This is a genomic window from Rhodanobacter panaciterrae (genome assembly GCF_014651895.1).
GTDB classification, from domain to species: Bacteria; Pseudomonadota; Gammaproteobacteria; order Xanthomonadales; family Rhodanobacteraceae; genus Rhodanobacter; species Rhodanobacter panaciterrae.
In genome coordinates, this window is the sequence record NZ_BMXT01000005.1 from 17,829 (window position 1) to 39,893 (window position 22,065).

Annotated in this window: 24 protein-coding genes; 9 read left to right on the forward strand and 15 right to left on the reverse strand. The window is 63.6% G+C overall.

The genetic code is table 11. The features are described 5' to 3' along the window. Positions 1-258: 258 nt before the first annotated feature. Positions 259-606, forward strand: coding sequence for a hypothetical protein (locus IE071_RS15000; protein WP_189442374.1), 348 nt, complete (start codon positions 259-261; stop codon positions 604-606). Between the two features lie 155 nt (positions 607-761). On the opposite strand, the gene IE071_RS15005 is transcribed toward IE071_RS15000, so the two are convergent. The 5 genes from IE071_RS15005 to IE071_RS15025 form a co-directional block, all read right to left on the reverse strand. Then, complete coding sequence (locus tag IE071_RS15005) at positions 762-1,655, reverse strand: fimbrial protein (RefSeq protein ID WP_189442376.1); 894 nt, start codon at positions 1,653-1,655, stop codon at positions 762-764. 174 nt (positions 1,656-1,829) lie between these two features. Further along, entirely contained in the window at positions 1,830-2,918 is a 1,089-nt protein-coding gene (locus tag IE071_RS15010) for a fimbrial protein (RefSeq protein WP_189442378.1), read from the reverse strand. Beyond that, a complete protein-coding gene (locus IE071_RS15015) occupies positions 2,915-5,689 on the reverse strand; it encodes a fimbria/pilus outer membrane usher protein (protein WP_229792936.1) in 2,775 nt (924 codons plus the stop codon). Before IE071_RS15015 ends, IE071_RS15010 begins: the two co-directional genes overlap by 4 nt. Further along, entirely contained in the window at positions 5,689-6,435 is a 747-nt protein-coding gene (locus IE071_RS15020) for a fimbrial biogenesis chaperone (RefSeq protein WP_189442380.1), read from the reverse strand. The genes IE071_RS15015 and IE071_RS15020 overlap by 1 nt, the downstream gene beginning before the upstream one ends. 79 nt (positions 6,436-6,514) lie before the next feature. Next, positions 6,515-7,072 (reverse strand): fimbrial protein, encoded by a 558-nt coding sequence (locus tag IE071_RS15025; protein WP_189442381.1) that lies wholly within the window; start codon positions 7,070-7,072, stop codon positions 6,515-6,517. A 426-nt stretch (positions 7,073-7,498) separates the two neighbouring features. Between IE071_RS15025 and IE071_RS15030 the strand changes: the two genes are divergently transcribed. The 8 genes from IE071_RS15030 to IE071_RS15065 are packed head-to-tail and all read left to right on the forward strand — an operon-like array spanning position 7,499 to position 13,388. Then, positions 7,499-8,446, forward strand: a complete 948-nt coding sequence (locus IE071_RS15030; protein ID WP_189442383.1) for an alpha/beta fold hydrolase — start codon at positions 7,499-7,501, stop codon at positions 8,444-8,446. Then, entirely contained in the window at positions 8,443-9,048 is a 606-nt protein-coding gene (locus tag IE071_RS15035) for a hypothetical protein (protein ID WP_189442385.1), read from the forward strand. The genes IE071_RS15030 and IE071_RS15035 overlap by 4 nt, the downstream gene beginning before the upstream one ends. A 42-nt stretch (positions 9,049-9,090) precedes the next feature. Next, entirely contained in the window at positions 9,091-9,495 is a 405-nt protein-coding gene (locus IE071_RS15040; RefSeq protein ID WP_189442387.1) for a hypothetical protein, read from the forward strand. After that, complete coding sequence (locus IE071_RS15045; protein ID WP_189442389.1) at positions 9,488-9,688, forward strand: helix-turn-helix transcriptional regulator; 201 nt, start codon at positions 9,488-9,490, stop codon at positions 9,686-9,688. The genes IE071_RS15040 and IE071_RS15045 overlap by 8 nt, the downstream gene beginning before the upstream one ends. 2 nt (positions 9,689-9,690) lie before the next feature. After that, positions 9,691-11,271 (forward strand): alpha/beta hydrolase, encoded by a 1,581-nt coding sequence (locus IE071_RS15050; RefSeq protein ID WP_189442391.1) that lies wholly within the window; start codon positions 9,691-9,693, stop codon positions 11,269-11,271. Beyond that, positions 11,268-11,459 carry a hypothetical protein gene (locus IE071_RS15055; RefSeq protein ID WP_189442393.1) on the forward strand — a complete coding sequence of 64 codons (192 nt, stop codon included), beginning with the start codon at positions 11,268-11,270 and terminating at the stop codon, positions 11,457-11,459. Before IE071_RS15050 ends, IE071_RS15055 begins: the two co-directional genes overlap by 4 nt. After that, the gene (locus IE071_RS15060) at positions 11,452-12,186 is read left to right on the forward strand and encodes an ABC transporter ATP-binding protein (protein ID WP_189442394.1); all 735 of its coding nucleotides are present in this window, start codon (positions 11,452-11,454) and stop codon (positions 12,184-12,186) included. The genes IE071_RS15055 and IE071_RS15060 overlap by 8 nt, the downstream gene beginning before the upstream one ends. Then, positions 12,183-13,388, forward strand: coding sequence for an ABC transporter permease (locus tag IE071_RS15065; protein ID WP_189442397.1), 1,206 nt, complete (start codon positions 12,183-12,185; stop codon positions 13,386-13,388). Before IE071_RS15060 ends, IE071_RS15065 begins: the two co-directional genes overlap by 4 nt. 75 nt (positions 13,389-13,463) lie before the next feature. On the opposite strand, the gene IE071_RS15070 is transcribed toward IE071_RS15065, so the two are convergent. The 10 genes from IE071_RS15070 to IE071_RS15115 all read right to left on the reverse strand — a co-directional run bounded on the left by IE071_RS15070 (position 13,464) and on the right by IE071_RS15115 (position 22,055). Further along, a complete protein-coding gene (locus IE071_RS15070) occupies positions 13,464-13,793 on the reverse strand; it encodes an EF-hand domain-containing protein (protein WP_189442419.1) in 330 nt (109 codons plus the stop codon). Then, positions 13,793-14,386 (reverse strand): GTP cyclohydrolase I FolE, encoded by a 594-nt coding sequence (gene folE, locus IE071_RS15075; protein ID WP_189442421.1) that lies wholly within the window; start codon positions 14,384-14,386, stop codon positions 13,793-13,795. The genes IE071_RS15070 and folE overlap by 1 nt, the downstream gene beginning before the upstream one ends. A gap of 68 nt (positions 14,387-14,454) precedes the next feature. After that, the gene (locus tag IE071_RS15080) at positions 14,455-15,288 is read right to left on the reverse strand and encodes a hypothetical protein (protein WP_189442423.1); all 834 of its coding nucleotides are present in this window, start codon (positions 15,286-15,288) and stop codon (positions 14,455-14,457) included. 116 nt (positions 15,289-15,404) lie between these two features. Continuing rightward, on the reverse strand, positions 15,405-15,983 hold the full coding sequence (locus IE071_RS15085) for an FUSC family protein (protein WP_189442424.1): 579 nt from the start codon (positions 15,981-15,983) through the stop codon (positions 15,405-15,407). Continuing rightward, positions 15,980-17,443 (reverse strand): DNA recombination protein RmuC, encoded by a 1,464-nt coding sequence (locus IE071_RS15090; RefSeq protein WP_189442425.1) that lies wholly within the window; start codon positions 17,441-17,443, stop codon positions 15,980-15,982. Before IE071_RS15090 ends, IE071_RS15085 begins: the two co-directional genes overlap by 4 nt. A gap of 66 nt (positions 17,444-17,509) precedes the next feature. Further along, positions 17,510-18,700: a class I SAM-dependent rRNA methyltransferase gene (locus tag IE071_RS15095; RefSeq protein ID WP_189442426.1), complete on the reverse strand. Its 1,191-nt coding sequence runs from the start codon at positions 18,698-18,700 to the stop codon at positions 17,510-17,512. A 37-nt stretch (positions 18,701-18,737) separates the two neighbouring features. Further along, on the reverse strand, positions 18,738-19,172 hold the full coding sequence (locus IE071_RS15100; protein ID WP_189442427.1) for a hypothetical protein: 435 nt from the start codon (positions 19,170-19,172) through the stop codon (positions 18,738-18,740). Positions 19,173-19,279: 107 nt separating this feature from the next. Then, a complete protein-coding gene (locus IE071_RS15105; RefSeq protein ID WP_189442428.1) occupies positions 19,280-20,461 on the reverse strand; it encodes a glutathionylspermidine synthase family protein in 1,182 nt (393 codons plus the stop codon). Next, positions 20,461-21,000 carry a DUF1190 domain-containing protein gene (locus tag IE071_RS15110; RefSeq protein ID WP_189442429.1) on the reverse strand — a complete coding sequence of 180 codons (540 nt, stop codon included), beginning with the start codon at positions 20,998-21,000 and terminating at the stop codon, positions 20,461-20,463. Before IE071_RS15110 ends, IE071_RS15105 begins: the two co-directional genes overlap by 1 nt. Positions 21,001-21,107: 107 nt before the next feature. Next, complete coding sequence (locus tag IE071_RS15115) at positions 21,108-22,055, reverse strand: serine/threonine protein kinase (protein ID WP_189442430.1); 948 nt, start codon at positions 22,053-22,055, stop codon at positions 21,108-21,110. Positions 22,056-22,065: the final 10 nt, after the last annotated feature.

The following is a 22,065-nucleotide window of genomic DNA, read 5'->3' on the forward strand; positions in this document are numbered from 1 at the left end:
TCCATGCCAATCCGCAGCGCGGATGTTCCGGCCGATCAATCGACCCTCGGCCTCTTCACGCTGCGATCAGACCCGTTGCTGGAATATCTCCAGTCACCATTAAAACGTGATAAGCGTCTCAGTTTAAGTGTGCGCATACGCACAGAGTCGATTCTGTTCTCAAGGTCTGGGTTCATAACGCTGATGCACTTGGGTGCCCCGTAATCGCTACGGGGTGCTGTGAGGTGCGATATGAAGTGGTTGGCCAGCAGGTCATGGATGAGCGTCGCCGTTGTCGGAATGCTGTGCATTCCGCAGGTGAGTGCGGCGAGCGAATCGACAGGTGCAGCAAGTGGACGGATCACCTTCACGGGGACGATCGTGGAAGCGACGTGTAGCGCGACTACTGAGCGAATAGCGACATGGGTTGCTGGCGCCCCTGAATTGGGGCAGCCGCATTTAGATAGCTGCGCCAAATCGGGCGAGGCCGCCATCACTTCGCAGGTCTACACGACAACCGCGATCCATATATCAAATGCGGAAACGGATCCCGTATTGAGCTACTTCAACGATTATGTCAGGGCTGCCGAAGCGGATCCGATATTGATCACGCAGGTCTACGAATGAGCCGAGATTATCTATGCGCCTGGTTCGGCATGGGCGAGGATATCGTCCTCTGATTAATTTCCCCGGTGCCTTCTCCGCGGTTACGTGAACGCCACAGGAAAGCAGGAAGCGAAACCCATGCTGGTTGCTGGGTGTTCGATTGAACATCAATCCACTCAGGGATAAGTCAAGGTGTAGGTTGCCGTGGCATTGACGATGCCGGGGCCAGCCACATCGGTAGCGTAATACTGCGCGTAATACGTAACGCCCAGGTTGCCTGACGGCGAGGTGGTTCCCAAGGCCGTTTTCACACTGCCCGTAATATCCACCGGGGCAGGCGAGCTGCTGCTGTCCAGCAGTTGCACGCCGACGTTTAGTGCGGAGCCACTGGAAGCGAGTACGGTGGCCGATGGCGTTCCACTGACCGTGGCGGGTGTGCCCGAGAACGAGATCGAGACTGGTGCACTGGCAGGGCAGCCCGTGAGGTTGAGCGGCACGGGCGTCATGCCACCAGTTGCCCCAGTAGTGCCCAATTGCGATGCAGAGATTGCAGGCAATGTCACCGAGACATTCAAGCTATTGCAACCGCTTGACGCGATCGTGGTACCGGCACTGAGCGTCAAACTGCCCGCTGGCGTGAACGAGACTGAGCCTTGGCTTACGGTAGCGGTGTAGTTGCCGATCAGGGTGATGCTGCCCAGCGGGCCTGGTGTGATCGCACCCGATATGGTCTTCACCAGTTGCGCGGAATAGCTCTGAGTGAACGAACCGGAAGGCTGAGAGATGGAACCGACGGTAAAGCCGCTGGCCGTGTGACTGGTGATGCTGGGATTAGTGGGTGTCAATTGCAGTGCAATGCCCGTCACACTGGTCTGGAAGGTGATGACGCCGCCGGTTAGCGTGTCGGAAGCGTCCAGAGCCGCGAGGCCGATTGCGGTGAATGTGACGCTTGGTGTCGGGTTGATTGTGGTGCAACTGAAGAGAGCCGACCCGCTCTGCGGGTTGCCGACAGGCGTGCCTGCGGGTGTGTTCGCCGGAACGGTAACCGTGCCGAAGGAGCTGATGGTCACGCTACTTGGCCCGTAGCACGTTGACGATGTCGCGTAGGCAGCCGAGGGCCACCCCAGCAACCACAGCAGCAACAGACCGATCAGAGTACGCAGATCGGGCATTGAGCAGCAATGGGAAATGAATCTAGATTCATTTCGTGCCCGTGCAGAAGTCAATCCGTCACGATCCATAATTTATGGGTACGTCAGCGTATAGGTGGCTGTGGCACTGACCTGACCGACTGCCACGGTGCCGGCGGTGGTCTGATAATACTGCGCGAAAAAGGGCAGGTTCATGGTGCCGTTCTGAGTGGCGCCCTCGGAGATTGCCGTGTCGAAGGTAACAGGGGTGATACCGTCCTGTTTGAGGATCTGCACGCCTACGCGCGTCGCGTAGCCTGTGCCGGTGGTGTTGCTGATCACGCCGGCGGCGCCGGAAGCATTGGTTGTGCTCAAGGTGATACTGAGATTGGCGCCGGAGATGCAGTTCAATTGCACTTGGAACGGTTGTTGGCCGGCAGTGCTGGTTTTACCGGTAAAAGCCGTGGCGCTTACCGCAGGAAGCGTCACCACGGTGGGATCGACAGCCGCCGCGCAGGTGGGAACGACAAACTTGATGTTGGTTATCTTGAAAATTTCAACAGGATTGGTGCCGCTCGTCATGTCGACATTCCACTGCAGCTGTCCAGCTGTGATGGTCATGTTCTGCGTGCTGCCTAACTGGCCTTGGGGGATGATGCCCGTCACAACCAGCTGCAAGGCAGAAGCTACGCTGAAGGCAGTACCTGCTGCATTGGCCGGTACGGATGCATTGTTCGGATAGGACGACAAGGGAGAGGTTGTATCCGGATGCAGGATCCGGAAGGACAGCCACGAAAGATTGGTTGGAAAGAGGGTTTGGTCGCTGCCCACGGGCGCGCCGTAGCTACTGACGATGCCATTGTTGGTGGTGCCTGTGCAGACGAGGGTCGGGTAGCTTGCCGGAGTGGCTTGTGCCGACGTCCACACAACGGTGCCTATGGCAGTGCCGGTGGCTGACAGGGTAATTTGGCCGCCAGGCGGTGCGAACGTCACCGTACCGGGACTGTTGGTGTTGGTGCAATTGGCGTGGGCACGCCCAGACAGAGCCAGCGCAACCATGGCCAGAAGAAGTACCGCCAACCGCCCATGACCGGCGCGATGTCGTGGATGTGTCTGGACGGCAGCAGTTGCCGTTTGTCGTCCAATTGCACGGCAGGATGCGCGTTGCAGGGGCGGCCTACTAACGGTTGCACGGTCGGTCATGCTCCACCCACCTTCTGCGGCTGTGTTGCGGTATTGTCCGCGACGCACGTGGCTTGGATCTGCTGATACGCCGTCGTGACCTTGCCGGGCTTGGGCAGTGTGTATGGGAATGCGCAAGCATGCGCCGCACCTTGCTCATCATTCCACTGGACGTTGAGCCTGCCGCTCGGGCCGACACCACGCAGCAGCGTCAGGCCGGCCTGTCCGACCACGCCCAAGGTTTGGTTCGTGGCATCGAACACCTGTGCACCGAACGGCGCCGGTTTGCCATCGGACATGCGGATGCGTGCGATCAGCGCGCGGCCAGTCGTGCTCTTGAAGTCCACCATCACTACTGCGCCAGCATAGGGCGCCACCTGTGCGCTGGTGGCATCCAGTTGTACGCCCAGCGGCAGGCCCTTCGGGTCGATCTGGATGGTGTCGAGCTGATAGGGAGTGAGGTAGGGCACCAGCGCATAACCGGAGCGGTCCACGCTCAGGCCCGGCGCATTGGTAATGTGCGCGCCGAATGCGCCCGGTACATGCACGATGGCCACGGTATCGCCCATCGGCTGGCCGAAGGTGATGCCGCCCTTGTGCGCAACCACCGCGCCGCTGGCGTTAAAGGATGCCTGTGAGTAGCCGCTGCCGTTGCCGATGCTGGCGTTGAGCGTGGCATAGGGGCTGTTGTAGCCAGCGTTTGCACTGAAGGCGCTGCCGGTATCGTTGCTGCTGTGCGAGGCGGTGGCGCCGTAGCTGAACTGGTTCCACTGGCCCAGAGTGCCGTTGACGGTGGCCTGTTCCTGCGAGCCGCTGTTGCTGTCGTGGTTGAGATTGAACGAGATGCTGGGCGCACGTGGGGAGTCGCCCAGCGGCAGGGTGGCGTTGAAGTAAACCCGGTTGTCGTAGCCGCCCAGTTCCGTGCGTCCGCGGCTCACGGAGACGCCGTAAGCAAGACGCCCGAAATGGTTGTTGTAGCCCACCTGAAACTGCGTGTCGCTGCCGTTGCGGTTCCAGTAGTCGTTGATCGAGGCGTTGGCGTATAGCGAACTGCCGCTGCTTCCCAACTGCTGGTTGAGTGTCAGGGTGAAGCGGTTGCGCTGTTGCAGCAGACCATGCGCGGTGTAGATATTGCTGCTGTTGTAGACGGTGCCGTTCAGCGCCGCGAGTTGGGCTGGCGTGAGTTGACTCTGCACCGGCAGGCCGTCGATCGTCTGCTGATTGGTCGGCTGGTACTGCAGCGCGTTCATGCCGCGGCTGGCGTAATCGCGTGCGGCTTCGGCGTCGCTCAGGCTCAGGAAGCCGCTGGTGGAATAGCGATCGGCGGCCACGCTCAGCGAAGTGCTGGTTTCCGGGATGACCTTGCTGTAGCTGACGCGGAAGCTCTGGCCGTCGTAGGTACCGTAGCCGGGAATACTCGCGTGGGCGTGGGTGACATCCAGCGCCACTGCGCCGAAGCGCGTGTTCAACGCACCGCCGATCAGCGCTGCGGCGTAGCCTTCCGAGCCCTGCACGCCGGCATAGCCGGTGAGTCGGTTGCTGAAGCCGTGTTGCACCGCGGCCTGGATCACGTCGGGCCGGTTCTGCAGGTTGGTGTTGCGCAGTTGGCCGGCGGCGATGTCGAAGCGGGTAACGCCGGGGCGCATCAGTTGCGCCACCGAGGCGTAGGGCACGGTGAGACTGTGTTGGCGACCGTCGGCCTCCGTAATGTTAGCGACCAGATCGCCGCCGTAGCCGGTGGGATAGAGATCGTCGAGCACGAAAGGGCCGGGCGCGACGGTGGTCTGGTAGATCTGCACGCCGTTCTGGGTCACCGTGACCTTGGCATTGGTGTAGGCCACGCCATGTATTACCGGCGCGTAGCCGCGCAGCGACTGCGGCAGCATGCGGTCGTCGGTGCTCAGTTGCGCGCCGCGCAAGCCGTAGCTGTCGAACACGGCGCCGTCGGTGTAGCTGTCGCCCAAACTCAGCACGGCGCCCAGACTGGGCAGCGCGCGCTGCACGTAGGCATCGATGTTGTGCCAGTGACGCTGGCTCGGTAGGTTGGCGCCTGATTGCAGCGTGCCGGTGCTGTCCTGCCGGAACTGCCAGAGGCCGATGTTGAAGCCGGCGCGAAGGCCCAGGTAGGTGCTGGTCTGGCTTAGTCCGCCGCTGGTGGTGCGGAAGCTGTCGAAGTTGTAGTTGAGCAGGAACGCGGGTATGCCTGCGTCCCACGACGCCGGGTTGACCCAGCCGCGCGGCCGCTGGTTCATGTAGACCTGCGGCACGCTGGCGTCCATGCGCAGGGAGGGCATATCAAAGGACAGCGTGGCGCCGGGGATCAGGTCGCCCAGACTCACGCAGTCGGACGATGAGGGCTGCGCCGCCGCCGCCGCGGCATCGGTCTTGGCGGGCACTAGACCCATGCGATCAAACAATTCGGTGCTGACGCAAGGCACGGCGTTGGCGTTCTTGGACGGCGCGGCGAAACGCACGTCCATGCGGCCCACCCAGTTCTTGTTGAGATAGACGTCGAGATTGTAGATGCCAGGTAGCGCGGGGTTGCCGTGTTCGAAGCGTGAGAGATCGGCGGTGTCGTGCCCGGCGCCAGGCAGCATACTGCGGTCGAAATTGGCGAAGCCACCGCCGGCGCTGGCATCGGCGGCCGCACCGTCAGCGGCAGCGGCAGCTGCCGCTGCCGCCCAAGTCGGGTAAGGCCAGCCCAGGACTACGGCAAACGCCACGCCACAGGCCACCGCCAGCGCAGCGCGGCGCATCGGCGAGTGGCTGGAAGGGGCGCGCCGTGATTCCATTACGGTGTCACGATGCCTTTGTGGATATCTGTCGCGCCGTAGTCATTGACGGTGGCAAAGACCACCGGCGTACCAGTGGAGGGCACTTGCGTGACGCCTTTCAGGGACAGGCGAAGGTCGCCAAAGGGCGCGACCATGCCGCTGGTTTCAGGGCTCGGTTTGCTGTCGACGCCGAGCGACAGATTGCTGATCGTGACGTAATACGGCGTGGGATTGTGTACTTCCAACGCCGCGCCTTGGCCGGCGGCAGCCTTGAAAGTCAGTTTGTCGGGTGCCTTCAGCGCATCGTCCGGCAGGTCGGCTGGGCGATAGAACAGTTTCAGCCGCGAGCGTATCGCGAACTGCAGATAGTTGCGGCCAGCGTACTGAGGGCCACTGGGCTTGGGTGGAATTTCCAGCACGTTCAGCCAGAACAGCGACTCGCGGTCGGTCGGCAGTGGCTGGGAACCCTGCGTAAAGAGAATCCGCAGGCTCTGGTCCTTGTGCGGATCCATGCGGAACAGCGGCGGTGTGATCAGAAAGGGCGTGCTGACGCTGTCCGGCGTCGAGTCGGGGTTGCCGGTGTCGATCCACGCCTCGACCAGTGCAGGATGATCGCTCTCGTTGGACAGGCGCACGGTGATCTCGCCCTGCTGGGCGGGAAACACGACACGCGTGCCGCCGATGACGACGCTGGCATAGGCTGGTGGTATCGCCAGACACAAAGCGAGCACCGCCGCGCCAAGTGCGCGGATCAGGATGTTCATGGGCACCTCTTACGCTGAAGTCGGGTTGCAGCAGCAAGCTGCCGCATTCGCAGGAATGCGGCAGCCGCAGAGCGTTTGCTTAGTTGTAGGTCAGCGTATAGCTCACCACCGCGCTCACCGTGCCAGCGGTGACGGCCGTGGCCGTCGGCTGGTAATACTGAGCGCCGTAGGCCAGCGTTGCCGTGCCACCGGAGATGGTTGCGGTGACCGGACCGAAGGCAGGTTGGGCATTCAGGTTGAAGCCAGCGCCCGCCGGTGTGGCCAACTGGACTTCCACGTTGGAAGTGCCGCCCGAGTTCGTGATGGCACCGGTTGACGCGTCGATGTTAGTGGAGAACGTTGCGCCTACCTGGACGCCCGCGGGCGTCACCGGGCAGCCGGTCAGGTTCAGCGAAAATGGTGTCAAGCCTTGGGCATTGCCTATCCCGGTGAAGGCCGAGGCCTGCACATCGGGCAACGTGACCGCCACATTGCCGGCGGACACGGTTCCGCCAGTTACGGTGGCTACGGAGCAGGTCGACGACAAGACCTTGCCAGTGAAGGTAATGGTGCCGGTAGCTGCATTGGCAGCCTGCGGAGCGAATGCTGCGATACCGAAGCCGGCGATCAGCGCAGCGGAGAGAAGAGTCTTGTTCATGCGTATTTCCTTTCAGGATGTTGGTTTGTTAACTGGTTTAACGCGCTGTGGACAACTATGTGGTCGCACTACTGCACCACCCCGACTGCAGCCCTGCGCGTGGCTGGTCGACGAGGAATCAGCAAGGGGCGTGCCAACGCGTGCTTGAAAACGGTTACTCAACTGCCAGACCCGTCGCGTAGCGATGGTGGTGGCATGGAAACCCCTGTGGACGCACGCTTTGTGGTCCTTCCCTGACAAATTATGGCATCGAAAAGTGCGAACCACGTCACTTTGTTTAACAATTTGTTTACGTTTAGAGGTGTCAGGTTGTGACGCAAACCACATAAGCAGCTCAACATGTAAAGCTGACTTGACATCAGTCAAGCAAAGCTCCTACTCTGCAATTGTCAAGCTTCCTTGACATATTCGAGCAGGAGAGACGCGATGCGTAAAACCCCTAAATTCCGTCGAGTCATTCTTCCGTTGCTGGTCCTTGCGCTGGCGTTGGCTGGCGGCCAAGTGCTGTGGGCGGACGAAGCATCGGCAAGCAGCAGCGTCGATGGCCTGAAGGTGGAGCGTCATGGCGATCACGGGCGGCCGGTGATCCTGATCCCTGGTCTCGCCGGGGGGCCGTGGGTATGGCAACAGGCGATCGCGTCACTGGAAAAGGATCATGTGGTGTATGCCGTCACCCTGGCTGGTTTCGATGGCACGCCGGTGCCGACCGATGGCGGCAACCTGTTCGATCGCGCCGACTCCTCCCTGCTGCAGCTGATCCGACAGCAGAAGATCGACCGGCCGGTGCTGGTAGGCCACAGTCTCGGCGGTACCTTGGCGCTGCGTATCGCCGGCGAGCATCCCGAGCTGATTTCGGGAGTGGTCGCGGTGGACGGCCTGCCGTTGTTTCCCGGCATGGATCGGGTCAGCGCCGAGCAGCGCATCGCCATGGCTGCCGGCATGCGCAAACAAATGGAGTCAGCCACACCTGAGCAGTTCAAGGCACAGCAACTGGACTACATGCAGAAGATCGGCGTGATAGATCCCGCCCTAGCTGCGCGCTACGCACCGTTTAACGCACGCAGCGACATAAAGGCCACCGCTGAATACATGGCGGAGGATCTGGCCGCCGATGGACGCCCCGGTCTGAAGAGCGCGAACGTGCCGATCCTGGAAATCTCGCCATACAACGCACCGGACTTCAGCCATCCGCCGATGATCATGAGCGAAGCGCAGAAGACGGCGTATTACCAGAGCCTGCTGGCCAACGCGCCGAATGCCAAGGTGGTGTCGATCTCGCCGTCGCGGCACTTCGTGATGCTCGATCAACCGGCGAAATTCCAGCAGGTGCTGGACGATTTTCTGAAAACCACTGAGCGGAGTGCGCAGCCTTGAGTCGTTCGATTCACCAGCGCTACCAGCGCGAATTCTGGCCGGCGATGGTGGCCTACATGGCAATCATGTTTCTGCTCTGGCCGCTGCTGCCACAGGTGCACAGCGAGCTGTTGAAGATTGCGCTCGCTGTGCTGCCGGTGGTGCCGGTGCTGTTCGTGGTGCGCGCGATGGTGCGACTGGTGCTGGGCAGCGACGAGCTGGAGCAGCGCATCCACCTGATCGGTCTGGCGATAGCGGCCACGGTGGTGAGCACGCTCAGCCTGGCTGGCGGTTTTCTCGCTGCTGCCGGTGTCCTCAAGCTGGATGGCGCGATCCTGATCTGGGTGTGGCCGACCCTGGTGGTGGTGTATGCCGCCGGGCGCAGCTGGGCCAGCCGTCGTTACGGTGGCAGCGACGTGATGTGCAACAACGGGATTGCCTGGCATTGGCGGCTGTTGTTCGCGGCGTTGGGGTTTGCCGGGATCGCTGGGCTGGGACGCCATCAACTGCTCGACTATCAGCTCGGCATGCTGTGTGGCATGAGCGCGGCACTGGCGGGGTGGGCGCTGGTGCTGGCGGTGCTGCGCTGGCGCAGACGGCATGGCCGGCACGAAACGCTGTGATGTCGCATGAACCCTTTGTCACCGCATCAAAAGGAAGCCGCCATGCGCGCCGTCCATAAACGCTATCTGCGGGAATTCATTCCGGCGATGTCCGCCTACGTGCTGCTGGTCCTGCTTTACGGCGTATTGATGCCGCGGACGGAAGGCATGCTGTGGCGGATAGTACTGGCGTTGCTGCCGTTGCTGCCGATCGTGCTGGTGATCCGCGCCATCGTGCGTGTCATTCGCGACCAGGACGAGCTGGAGCGCCGCATCGATCTGGAGGCGATCGCGATCGCCGCGATGTCGACCGGGTTTGGCTATTTCAGCTTTGGTTTTCTGTTGAATGCGGGTATCGGCCAGAAGGTCACGCCGGCTGACGTCGCGATCTGGGTGATGCCGTGTCTGTTCGGGACATTCGGTCTGGCCAAGCTGCTTGTCGCGAGGCGCTACCGCAGCCATGAATAACCACGTACGCGAACTGCGCGGCGAACAGAGCTGGTCGCAGGCGGATCTGGCCGAGCGGCTGGATGTTTCGCGGCAGACCATCAACGCGATCGAGACCGGCAAGTACGATCCCAGCCTGCCGCTCGCATTCAAGATTGCGCAGTTGTTTGGCCGTCCAATTGAATCGATTTTTGACCCGGGGAGCAGTACGTGAGCATGAAACCCAGAACACGCATGGGCGTGGTGGTCGCCATCGCGGTGGCGATCTTCGTGGCCAACCAGCACGCCCATCATCGCGGGCAGGAAAAAGATCAGGCGCCCGTAGCAAGTGCGACGGCGGCTTCACCGGCGGTTGCCACGAAGGTGACGCCGGCCAAACCGGCCACGTGGAAACTCGGTGCGCTCACACTGACCGCGTGCAACCTGGCCCAGCCGAACAGCGGACTCAGCACGGCAGCCTGGTGCGCGGATTTTCCGGTGCCGGAGAATCGCGCGGATCCGCACAGCCGCACGATCAAGTTGAAGTTGGCGGTGTTGCGCTCCAGCGCGCAGGTCGCGAGCAAGGACATGCTGGCGTTTCTGGTCGGTGGTCCGGGTCAGGCGGCCACCGATTCGGCCAGCCAGATAGCAGCGATGCTGCAGCCCTTGATGGCGCATCGCGACGTGCTGCTGCTGGACCAGCGAGGTACCGGCGGCTCGAACGCGCTGACCTGCAAGGATTCAGGCGATGCGACCAAGTCCGACGACGACAGCACGTTCGATGCGGCCAGAATGCGTGCCTCCGCTGCCGATTGCCTCAAACAATTGAGCGGCCGCGCCGACCCGCGCTACTACACCACCACGATCGCGGCGCAGGATCTGGAGGACGTGCGCAAGGCGATCGGCTCGCCGCAGTTCGATCTGATCGGTGTGTCGTACGGCACGCGGATGGCGCAGCAGTATCTGATGCGCTATCCGGATGCGGTGCGCAGCATGGTGCTGGACAGCACCGTGCCGAATTCGCTGGCACTGGGCGAGGATTTCGCGCGCAACCTCGACGACGCGCTGAAGGCGCAGTTCGCGCGCTGCACGGCGGAGCCGGCATGCAAGAAGCAGTTTGGCGATCCGGACCAGACGCTGTATCAGCTGCGCGACGCGCTGCGGGCGAACCCGCATGAGGTCAGCTTCCGCGATCCGCAGAGCTACCGCACGGTCAAGCGAGTGTTGAACGAGAACTCGCTGGCCAGTGTGGTGCGGATGTTTGCGTATACGCCGGCTACCGCTGCGCTGTTGCCGTTGTCGATCGATGCCGCTGCGCACGGCGACGTCGGTCCGCTGCTGGGTCAGGCGAAGATCCTGTCCGGCGACCTGTCCGAGCTGATGGGCAGCGGCATGCAGTACTCGGTGATCTGCAGCGAGGATGCCGACCTGCTCACGCCGCGCCCGCAGGATGCCGACACCATCCTGGGCACGCACATGATCGACGCATTCGGTGCGGTCTGCTCGGTGTGGCCGAAAGGTACGCGCCCGGCCGATTTCCATCAGCCGCTGAAGACCGACAAGCCGGTGCTGCTGCTGGCCGGTCAGTACGATCCGGTGACGCCGCCGCGCTACGCCGACGAGGTGGCCAAGGGTCTGCCGAATGCGCGCGTGCTGCTCTTCAAGGGACAGGCACACAGCGTGATGGCGGTCGGTTGCGCGCCGCAGCTGGTGCAGCACTTCATCGAAAAACTCGACCCGAAGACGCTGGACGCGAGCTGCCTGGATCGCCTGCAGCCCACGCCGATCTTCATCGATTTCAACGGGGCCACGCCATGAAATATCACTTCACGAAAAATCCGCACGTTCTGGCCAACGCCATGCTGTGGGCTGCAGCCATCATTGCCGCCGCGATCCTCGGTGCGCCCGTGTTCCTTTTCCTGGTGCTGCTTCCGCTGCTGGCCACGCTGTCCGTGGTGACCTTTGGCTCGCGCGCTGCTTCAAACGGAGTGACTCGTCGTGATTGAAGTCAGAAACCTGCATAAAGCATTCGGCGCGGTGAAAGCCGTCGACGGCGTCAGCTTCACCGCCCGCGACGGCGAGATCACCGGCCTGCTCGGCCCCAACGGCGCGGGCAAGACCACCACGCTGCGCATGCTGTACACGCTGATGACGCCCGACCGCGGCCAGGTGCTGGTGGACGGCATCGACGCGGCAGTCGATCCGCTCGGCGTGCGCCGCCAGCTCGGCGTGTTGCCGGATGCGCGCGGCCTGTACAAGCGGCTCACTGCGCGGGAGAACATCGACTATTTCGCGCGGCTGCATGGCCTGCCGGAGGACCTGTTGAAGAGTCGCCGCGATGCGCTGATCGAGGCGCTGGAAATGGGCGACATCGCCGATCGCCGCACCGAAGGTTTCTCGCAAGGCCAGCGGGTGAAGACTGCGATCGCCCGCGCACTGGTACACGACCCGCGCAACGTGATCCTCGACGAACCGACCAACGGCCTCGACGTGATGGCTACGCGCGCGCTGCGCCAGTTCATGGCGCGGCTGAAAGGCGAAGGCCGGTGTGTACTGTTTTCCAGTCACATCATGCAGGAGGTCGCCGCGTTGTGTGACCGCATCGTGGTGATCGCGCACGGCCGCGTGGTGGCCGACGAATCGCCGGACGCGCTGCGTGCGCAGACCGGCGAGAGCAATCTGGAGGATGCATTCGTGAAGATCATCGGTAGCGACGAGGGCCTGGCCGCATGAACACCGTTCCCACGAAACTGCAGCGCAGCCGCGCCTTCCTCACCGTGTTCCTGAAGGAGGTGAAGGAGAACCTGCGCGACCGCCGCACGCTGATCAGCGCCTTCCTCACCGGTCCGCTGCTGGGGCCGGTCGTCTTCGCGATGGTGATCAACGTCACACTCAATCGGGAACTGGACAAGGCCGAGAAGCCATTGCCGGTACCGGTGATCGGTGCCGAGTACGCGCCGAATCTGATCGACGCGCTGAAAGCCGGCGGCGTGGTGCCGGGTGCGCCGGTGGCCGATCCGGAAAAGGCGGTGCGCAAGCGGGATGCCGACGTGGTGCTGCGCATTGCGTCCGATTACGGTGCGGCGTGGCGCAAGGGCGAACCGGTGCAGGTAGAGCTGATCTACGACTCCTCGCAGAGCGATGCCAACACACCGGTGGAACGGGTGACCCATCTGGTCGAAGGCTACGCGCGCCAGCAAGGTGCGATGAGGCTGGTGGCGCGCGGCTTGTCACCCAGCACCGCATGGCCGTTGCAGGTGGCCAAGCGCGATCAGGCCACGCCGCAATCGCGCGCGGTACTGATGTTCGCGATGCTGCCGTACTTCTTCGTAATCACCATCCTGACGGGTGGCATGTATCTGGCGATCGACCTCACCGCCGGCGAACGCGAGCGGCAATCGCTGGAGCCGCTGTTTGCCAACCCGGTGGCACGTTGGAAGATCCTTTGCGGCAAGCTGGCGGCGATCTGCGCATTTTCCACTACCAGCCTGTTGATCACGGTGGTGGGGTTTGCAGTAGTAGGCCGCTTCATTCCCGCCGAGAAGCTCGGCATGGAACTCGATCTTGGCCTGCACTTCGGCGGCAGCGCATTGCTGCTGATGCTGCCGCTGGTGCTGCTGTTTGCCGCGCTGCAATCGATGGTGGCGGCGTTCGCCAAAAGCTATCGCGAGGCGCAGACCTATCTCTCGCTGCTCATGCTGGTGCCGATCATCCCCAGCCTTTTGCTGGTGGTCATGCCGATCAAGGCGCAGGCGTGGATGTACGCGATACCGCTGCTGGGCCAGAACCTCGGCATCATGCAGTTGCTGCGCGGTGACGGCGTCACCGCCGAGCAGATCGGCCTGTGCCTCACTGGCAGTCTGGCAGCGGCGCTGGTCGCGGTGCTGGTGACGATCCAGCTGTACCGCTCGGAGCGGTTGGCGATTTCGGCCTGAGGCTGTTTTCAAGATCAAGAGCACCCCTTCCCAGCCCTCCCTTGCAAGAGTAGGGGAGGGAGCGCATCGGGAACTTCAGCCCTGCGGCGGTGCGGTCAGTTCCTGCGCGTTGAGATAGCCGTGGTGATGGTGGTCGAGCTTGTGGAATTGGTGGCGCAGGTTGTCTTGGTATTCCTTCAAGGTGATCGGCTTGCCGTGGCCGCCGGGTAGCTCGCTGGTCTCGAGGATGCCGTCGCCATTGCTGTCCATGCTCTGGAAGCCTCGGCTCATGTAGGCCACGTATTCGGCCTCGCTCACCTTGCCGTCGCCGTTGGTGTCGAACTGCTTGAGGTAGTCCGCACGCGAGTCCTGTGCGAATGCGGTCAGCGGCATGAGTAGTGCCACGGCGATGACCAGTCGACGCATCAGCGGCTGCCGCCGTGGATGCCGATGAACTGCAGGAACTCCGCACGGGTGCGCGCGTCGTCGCGGAAGCTGCCGAGCATCTGGCTGGTCACCATCGACACACCGCGCTTGTGCACGCCGCGGGTTGTCATGCATTCGTGGCTGGCGTCGATCACCACCGCCACGCCGGCCGGATGCAGGGTTTCCTGGATGCACTGCGCGATCTGCGCGGTGAGTTTTTCCTGCACCTGGAAGCGCCGCGCGTAGCCCTCCACCACGCGGGCCAGCTTGCTGATGCCGACGACCCGGTTGGTCGGCATGTAGCCGACGTGCGCGCGGCCGATGATCGGCGCCATGTGGTGTTCGCAATGGCTCTCGAATTCGATGTCGCGCAGCACCACCATCTCGTCGTAGCCGGCCACTTCCTTGAAGGTTCGGCGCAGGTAGTCACCAGGATCGGACTCGTAGCCGGAAAACCAGTCGCGATACGCCTTGACCACCCGCTTGGGCGTGTCGAGCAGGCCTTCGCGCGTCGGGTCCTCGCCGGCCCAGCGCAGCAGGATGCGCACGGCCTCTTCGGCCTGTTCCCGGGTGACGTCGCGCTGGTCGCTCATGGAGATTCCTTCGGTTCTGCGGATTCCCTCCAGTTTAACGAATGCGTCAAGCGACCGTGCGCCGGCGCTCAAGGATCGGGCACGAAATGGTCGGGGAACGGCTGCGGCGCAGCCGGGCGCCGCGGCGGCACCACGCCACGGGCGAGCAGGTGTTCCCAGGTGTCGTAGTACAGCGTGATCACTTCGTCAGGTGTGCTGGAGGCGCGTTCGAAATCGACATAGGTGATCGCGGAATCCTCGCGCTGGCCGTGGCCGGTACCCAGCGGGCCGTCAGTCCGGGCTTTGGCCATCGACGCCTCGTTCATGGATGCCTGAGCCTGCGGTGCAGCCATGGAGCTCGCGGTAGGGCGGCCCATGGATTCCTCGACCGGTGCTGCTGGCGCGGGTCTGGGGGTGTAGGTTTCCCGGGATGCTGCGTCAGCCACGGGTGCCGGCATCACGGGCTGCGTGTAGACGCGCTGGCGGCGGAACACCGCTACGCCGATGACGCCCACATTGTCGGGACGTCCGGTGCGCACGGCGTAACTCTGCGCAAAATCCGCGAAGACGAAGTCGGCGACCTGCGACATGCTCTTGCGCCAGCCGAGCACGTCGGTGCTGGCGTACGGATCCAGCACATAGCCGGTCTGCGACCAGTCCGCGGTGTCGCCGGAGATCGCATTTACCGCATCGACCGAGAGGACTGCCATCTCGTCGGTACCGGCACGGTTGCGCAGGCTGATCTGGTAGAGGTGTCCCGGCTCGCCGGCGATGTAGTAGCGGCCGTCGTGCCGGTAGACCGGCAAGGTGCGCTGGCTGGTGCGGTCGTACACGTTCAGATCGACTAGGCGGCCCACCGCGGCGGCGGAGGCGGCATGGGCCATGCCCGCCGCGAAGGCGAGTGCAAGCAACAGGGTTTTCATGAGGCGACTCCGGCATGCACCGCGGATCGATGCATGGGATGTAACGTCGCGTCGCTGCCGATGGGGTTAATGCAGACTCGGATATCGCGGCACGCGCAGAGGCAATGCCGGCGTCTTCAGGATGACGAGCGGGCGGCGAACAAGCGTCGTTCCAGCTTGTCGAACGCAAGCGTCACCAGCAGGGCCGCAGCGGCGCCCAGGGTGACTTCACCCAACCGGAACAGGGCGAATTGCCAGAACGCGCCGCTGTGCGGCACCAGCATGATGATCGTGGTGGTGATGCCGCTGATGCGTCCGGCCGCGCCCAGGTTGAACACCGAGCACAGCAGCATGCCGACGATCACCGCCAGCACATAGGCTGGATAGTGATCCTGCCAAAGCATCGCGGCACCCATGCCGATCAGGCCGCCGAGCAGCGCGCCGATGAACTGGTCGCGTGAGGAACTGCGCACCTCGGCATAACTGCTCTGACTTACCGAGATCGCGGTGATCGCGGCCCAGAAGCCTTGTTCCAGGCCCAGCAAGCTGGCGGCGAAGTAACCCAGGCTCGCGGCCAGTACGGCGCGCAGTGCGTGAATCAGGCCGACGATCAAGCGCTCGCGTGGTGGCAATGCCTGCCGCAGGCGCAACAGGTCGCCGGCCAGTAGATCGAGCCGGTGACGGTGCTCGGTCAACGGTCGGCGCGGTTCGCTCATGCTTCCTCGTCAGCTTCGATGTCGCCAGCCGTATCGCCGGCTTCGTCGTCGCTCAACGCATTCCCGAGCAACAGGGTGGTGTCTTCGCCGGACAGGGACTCCACGCCACGAAGCTTCTTCTCGATCGTACGGGTCTTCTTGCCCGCCTCGCTGATGCTCTTGCTCACGGTATTGAGCTGGCGTTCGGCCTTTTCCAGCACAAGACCGAATTTCCCGAATTCGTTCTTCACGGCGCCCAGCAACTTCCATACTTCGCTGCTGCGTTTGGCAATCGCCAGTGTGCGGAAACCCATCTGCAAGCTGTTGAGCAGGGCACTGAGCGTGGTCGGGCCGGCCACGGTGACGCGATGGTCGCGCTGCAGAGCCTCGAACAGGCCGGGGCGGCGCAATACCTCGGCATACAGTCCTTCGGTAGGCAGGAACAACACGGCGAAATCCGTGGTGTGCGGCGGCGCCACGTATTTGGACTTGATGCGTTTGGCTTCTTCGCGGATACGGACTTCCAGCGCGCGACCCGCCGCCGCCGCCGCGTCCGCGTCGGCCGCATCCTGGGCGTCCAGCAGACGTTGGTAGTCCTCGACCGGGAACTTCGAGTCGATCGGCAGATAAACGCTTTCACCTTCATTCTGGCCGGGCATGCGTATCGCGTACTCGACTCGTTCATTGCTGCCGGGCACGGTGATGACGTTGGAGGCGTATTGCTCGGCGGTCAGCAGGTCTTCCAGCAAGGCACCAAGTTGCGCCTCGCCGAAAATGCCGCGCTGCTTCACATTGTTGAGCACGCGTTTGAGGTCGCCCACGCCGACCGCGAGGTTCTGCATCTCGCCCAGTCCGCGCTGCACCGCTTCCAGTCGCTCGGAGACCAGCTGGAACGACTGGCCCAGCCGCGTCTCCAGCGTGCTCTGCAACTTCTCATCGACGGTGGCGCGCATCTGTTCGAGCTTGGCCGCGTTGTCCTGCTGGATCGCTCCGAGCTTGGCTTCCAGTGTGGCGCGCACTTCACCCATGCGCTTCTCGTGGTCGGCACCGAGCGCGGCGAGGCGTTGCTGCTGCTGTTCGCCGAAATGATTGAGGGCCAGCGTGGTTTCCTCGCGGCTCCTGCGCGCGTCATCAGCCAGTCGCTGCGCCAGCGCCTGCAGGCCGTTGTCGGTGCGCTCGGTGAGCAGGTTCAGGCGCTGGCCGAAACCGTCGATGCGCTCGATCTGCTGTTGCGACATGCCGCCGAGTTGTTCGACGACATGACCGCGGAAACGATCGAAACCCTGCTGCAGCTCCTCACGGCCGCTGCGCTGTTCGTCGCGCAGGCCGCGTTGCAGGCGCTCGCCGTCGTCCTTCAGTGCATCCAGTCGGGTCGTGATGCCGGTATCACCGCGTGCGCGCAACAGGCTTATCACCTGCAGCACGATGATCACCAGCACGGCGACAACCAGGACGATCAACAGCATTTCAGTAGCAGGCATAAGGGAATCCAGTGATGCAGATGGCGAGTTTACGCAACGCCGTCTCGCCCGCTGCGATCAGGCCGATCAATCCACGCGGCAGTACATGGCCTTGAGGTAACGCCCCTCGGGGACATCGGTGCGGAACGGATGGTCGGCGCCGGCCCCGCGTACTTCCAGCACCTGGATCTCGCGGCCGGCGTTGAGCGCGACCCGGCGCAGCATTTCCAGGAATTCGCTTTCACCGACCAGGCCAGTGCACGAGCAGGTCAGCAGCAGGCCGCCGGGCGGGATGATGTCGAGCGCCATGCGGTTCATCGCGAAGTATTTCTTCAGCGCGTCCATCACCTTGCTGCGGTCGCGGGTGAGCTTGGCCGGATCGAGGATTACCGCGTCGTATTGCTCGCCACGCGCCACGGCGGCACGCACCCAGTCGAAGATGTCGGACTGTTCGAACGTCACTGCAACATTGTTCGCCGCGGCGTTGGCGCGGGCGATCTCCAGGATGCCCGCATCCAGGTCCACGCCGACCGCCTCGCGCGCACCGGCCGCCATCGCATGCACCGCGAAGCCGCCGGCGTTGCAGCACAGGTCGAGCACGCGGCGGCCCTTGGCCAGTTCGGCGAAGCGTTTGCGGTTGTCGCGCTGGTCGGCGAAGAAGCCGGTCTTGTGGCCGGAGCCTGGCGCGGCGTGGAAGCGCAGTCCGTGCTCGTGCACCTCCACCGCCGTAGGCACGTCGCCGCTGCGGCAGTCGAACGACTCCTGCTTCTGCACGTGCGATTCGGCGAACCAGTACAGGCGTGCACCCGGAAAATGCGTGAGCAACGCGGCGTGGATCGCCTCGCGGAAACGCCACATGCCGGCGGCGAAGTATTCGATCACCAGGATGTCGGCGTAGCGGTCGACGATCAGGCCGGACAGGTCATCGCCTTCGCTGTGCACCACGCGCCAGGCGTCGCTGACCTGGTCGAGCTGCAGCCACTCGCGACGCAACTGCACTGCGCGGGCGATGCGTGCGGCAATCCAGCCCGCGTCGATCGCCTGATCCGGATGGCTGTCGAGCAGGCGCAAGGCAATCCGCGCATGGCCATTCCAGAACGCGCGGCCGACGAAGCGGCCTTTCATGTCCTGCACCTCGACCACGCTGCCCGGCGGCAGCTTCGATTCCGGCTTGTAGATCTGCGCCGACCATACCCACGGATGGCCGGGGTTGCGATCGGATTTCAGGCGAATGACGGGCAGGGTCGGTGCCGGCGGCAGCTGGTCAGGTGAGTTCATTCACACATGATAGCGTGCGCGCCCGGTTAGACATGACTCAGCGCAGCCGCAGCACCAGCCACGACAGCAGCGCCAGCAGGTTGATGCCGAGCCGCGAGACGGCCGGGCCGGTCACCGCCAGCACGAAGCCCTGGCTGCCGAAATGCCAGTCGATGCCCAGCCGTGGCGCGGCCTGCAGCGTGGCAAACACGTTCACGAAGGCGCCGCAGTGCAGCGCGTAACTGAAGACAGGGAACGCGATCAGCGGCAGCTGCAGCAACTGCGCCCAGCCCGACATGCGCACGCCGTGCTCGCTGCCGGTCATCAACTGCACGCCGGCGGCCAGCACGAAGCCGTACAACGCCAGGCCGAGCAGCGCGACCAGACTGTCATGCGCGCCGAACGGAAGCAGCCGATGCAGCATCGCGGCCACGCCATAGAAGCCACCAGCGACTTCGAGGATGCCGATCAGGCGAAAGAGAGTGTTGCGCACGGGTGGCCTCGCTCAAAAAGCGCAAGCTTAGCCGAGCGGAACCGATGTGATCTGCGCAGGGCGTCGTGATCTTTGATGCCGATGCCGTGGACAGACGACAACACGATTCAGGCGATCAGCACGCCGCGCGTTTCCTCGACGATGGCATGCGGCACGAAACGCGCGCTGTCCTGCGTGATCAGCGAGCGATCCTCGCGGATGCCGATGCCGCAGGCGCGGTCACCGACGATCCAGCTGCCGATCAGCGGGTAGTTACCGTCGAAGCCGGTCAGCGGATGGCAAGCCTGGCGGATGCACGGGCCCTCGCGGTACGGGCCGTCGGTGCGCAACTCGCGGCCGTCGTCCAGACGCATCGCGATGTTCGCGCCCTCACGCGAATGCAATGGCTTGCGCACCCAGCCGCGCGGCAGTTCGTCGCCATCGTCGAACGCGGCAGCCAGCAGGTTCGGATGGCCCCGATGGGCGTCCCACAGCAGCGGCAGGATGCCCTTGTTGCTGAGCAGGGCCTTCCATGGTGGCTCGATCAGCTGCAAGCCGGAGCGCGGCAGGTACTGGCCGAACGACTCACGGAACATGTCTTCCAGCGGATACAGCTTGAACAGGCAGCCGATTACCCGGTCGTCCAGATCGGTGAAGCGGCCGTCGGCGGAAATGCCAATATCCTCGATCGCCAAGCTGCCGCAGTCGATGCCAGCCTGCAGCGCGCAATCGCGCAGATAAGCGATGGTGCCCTGGTCTTCCACCGAATCACGTACGGCGGCGAAGTGGAACGGTCGCGCGATGCCGCGCGCGATCGTGCCGAATGCCTCCACCAGCGACTCGTAAATCGAGTTGAACTGGTCGCTGCCGGCCGGCAGCTGGCGACGTGCAAGTTGATCCTCCAGCCATTGCCACTGGAAGAACGCGGCCTCGTACAGCGAGGTCGGCGTGTCGTAGTTCAGCTCATAGAGTTTCGCCGGGCCGCTGCCGTCATAGCCGAAATCCATGCGACCGTAGAGATGCGGCTGGCGCTCGCGCCAGCTCTGCGCGATCCAGTCCCAATACGGCTCGGGAATCGCCAGTTGGCGTAGCTTCTGCTCGTTGCCGACGATGCCGTCGAGCAGATCGAGCGCCATCGCGTGCAGTTCCTCGCTGGGTGCTTCGATGTCTTGCTCGATCTCGCGCAGGCTGAACGCGTAGTAGGCGGATTCGTCCCAGTACGGCGCATCGTCGATGGTATGGAAACCGAAGCCGCACTCGGCGGCCTTGCTGCGCCAATCGGGGCGCTCGGCCAAGACGACACGGCGCATCAGCTGCCGAAGCCGCGACTGCTGCCGGATCTGCCGAAGCCGGAGCGGCTGGTGGTGACCGCGCGATCGGCAGTGGCGTTGATCGGCACCATCGCGCTGCCGGCGCCGTTGCGATAGACGCCGCCAGCCCCACCGGGGGCCGGCTGTTGCCAGCCACCGTTGCTGTCGCGGAACGCCGGCGCACTGTTGAAGCCGCTCATCGGCGAACCGTTGCGCAGCATCTGCGACAGGAAGAAACCGGTCATCAGCGGGCCGAAGAACGAATGATTGGCGCCGTCATTGCGTTCGGCGCACTGCTCTTTGCCGTACTTGGCCTCGCACTCCTCGCGATTGGCGAAACGTGGCGCGGTGGTCGCCGCATCCTTTTGCGCCTTGTCGAACGCCTGCTTGCAGGTGGCGCTGTCGTTGGTCTGCGCCACGCAGGCCTCGACCGAGGTGTACAGACCTTCGCGCGATGCACTTTCGCTGCGATCGCAGGCGCTCAGCAACAGCGGGGCTGTGCTCATCAGCAGCAATACGGCAGTCTTGGATCGCTTCATGGGGAACGCTCGTGCGGGATATCCGGCCAAGCATGCCTGCTTGGCCGTGCGGATGAAAGTTCTTGCCGAGCCGGTGCACGCGGATGCCGCAGCGGCGTCGCTGATCGTCATTCGAGTTCGTCGGCCAGTTCGTGCAGGTCGGCGAGGTGCTGTTCCCACCAACGCGATTCGGCGGCAAACGGAAACGCGATGGGGAACGCCGGATCGTGCCAGCGTGCGGCGATCCAGCCGGCGTAATGCAGTTGACGCATCGCGCGCAGGGCCGGGATCAGCAGCAACTCGCCGTCGTCGAAATCGCGGAATTGTCGGTAGCCTTCGAGCACTGCCTTCATCGCGCGCTCGTCATTGGCGAGCATCCACAGATCCTGCACCGCCGGGCCAGTGCGTGCGTCGTCGAAGTCGACGAAGTGCGGGCCGGCATCGGTCCACAACACGTTGCCCGGATGACAGTCGCCGTGCAGGCGTAGTTGCCGCACCGGTCCGATCGCTTCCATGCGTGCGGCGATGGCGGCATCGAGCCGGGTCGCCGCTGCACGGTAATTCGTCTGCAACGACGTCGGCAGCAGCAACGAACCAAGCACCGCCAGCATCGGCTGCTGCACCATCGTGTCGCGATCGAGCCGGCCGCGATGGACGAACGGCGCGCGTGCGCCGATCACGTGCATGCGCGCGATCAGCCGACCCAGCCATTGCAGCTGATCGAGTGCTTCAAGCTCGGGCGCGCGGCCGCCGCGGCGTGGCGTCAGCGCGTAACGGAAGCCATCGTGTTGCAGCAGCGTATGACCAGCGAATGCGAGCGGCGCGACCACCGGCAGTTCCGCATCGGCCAGTTCCTGCGCGAACGCATGTTCCTCGACGATCGCGGCGTCGCTCCAGCGGCCGGGTCGATAGAACTTCGCGATCACAGGCGATATTTCTTCCAGCCCGACCTGCCACACACGGTTCTCGTAACTGTTCAGCGCCAGCAAGCGGCCGTCCGGCCATAGTCCGCAAGCGCTGACCGCGTCGAGCACCAGGTCGGGGGTGAGGCTGGCGTAGGGCGCGTCCGCCGTCATGAAGAAAATG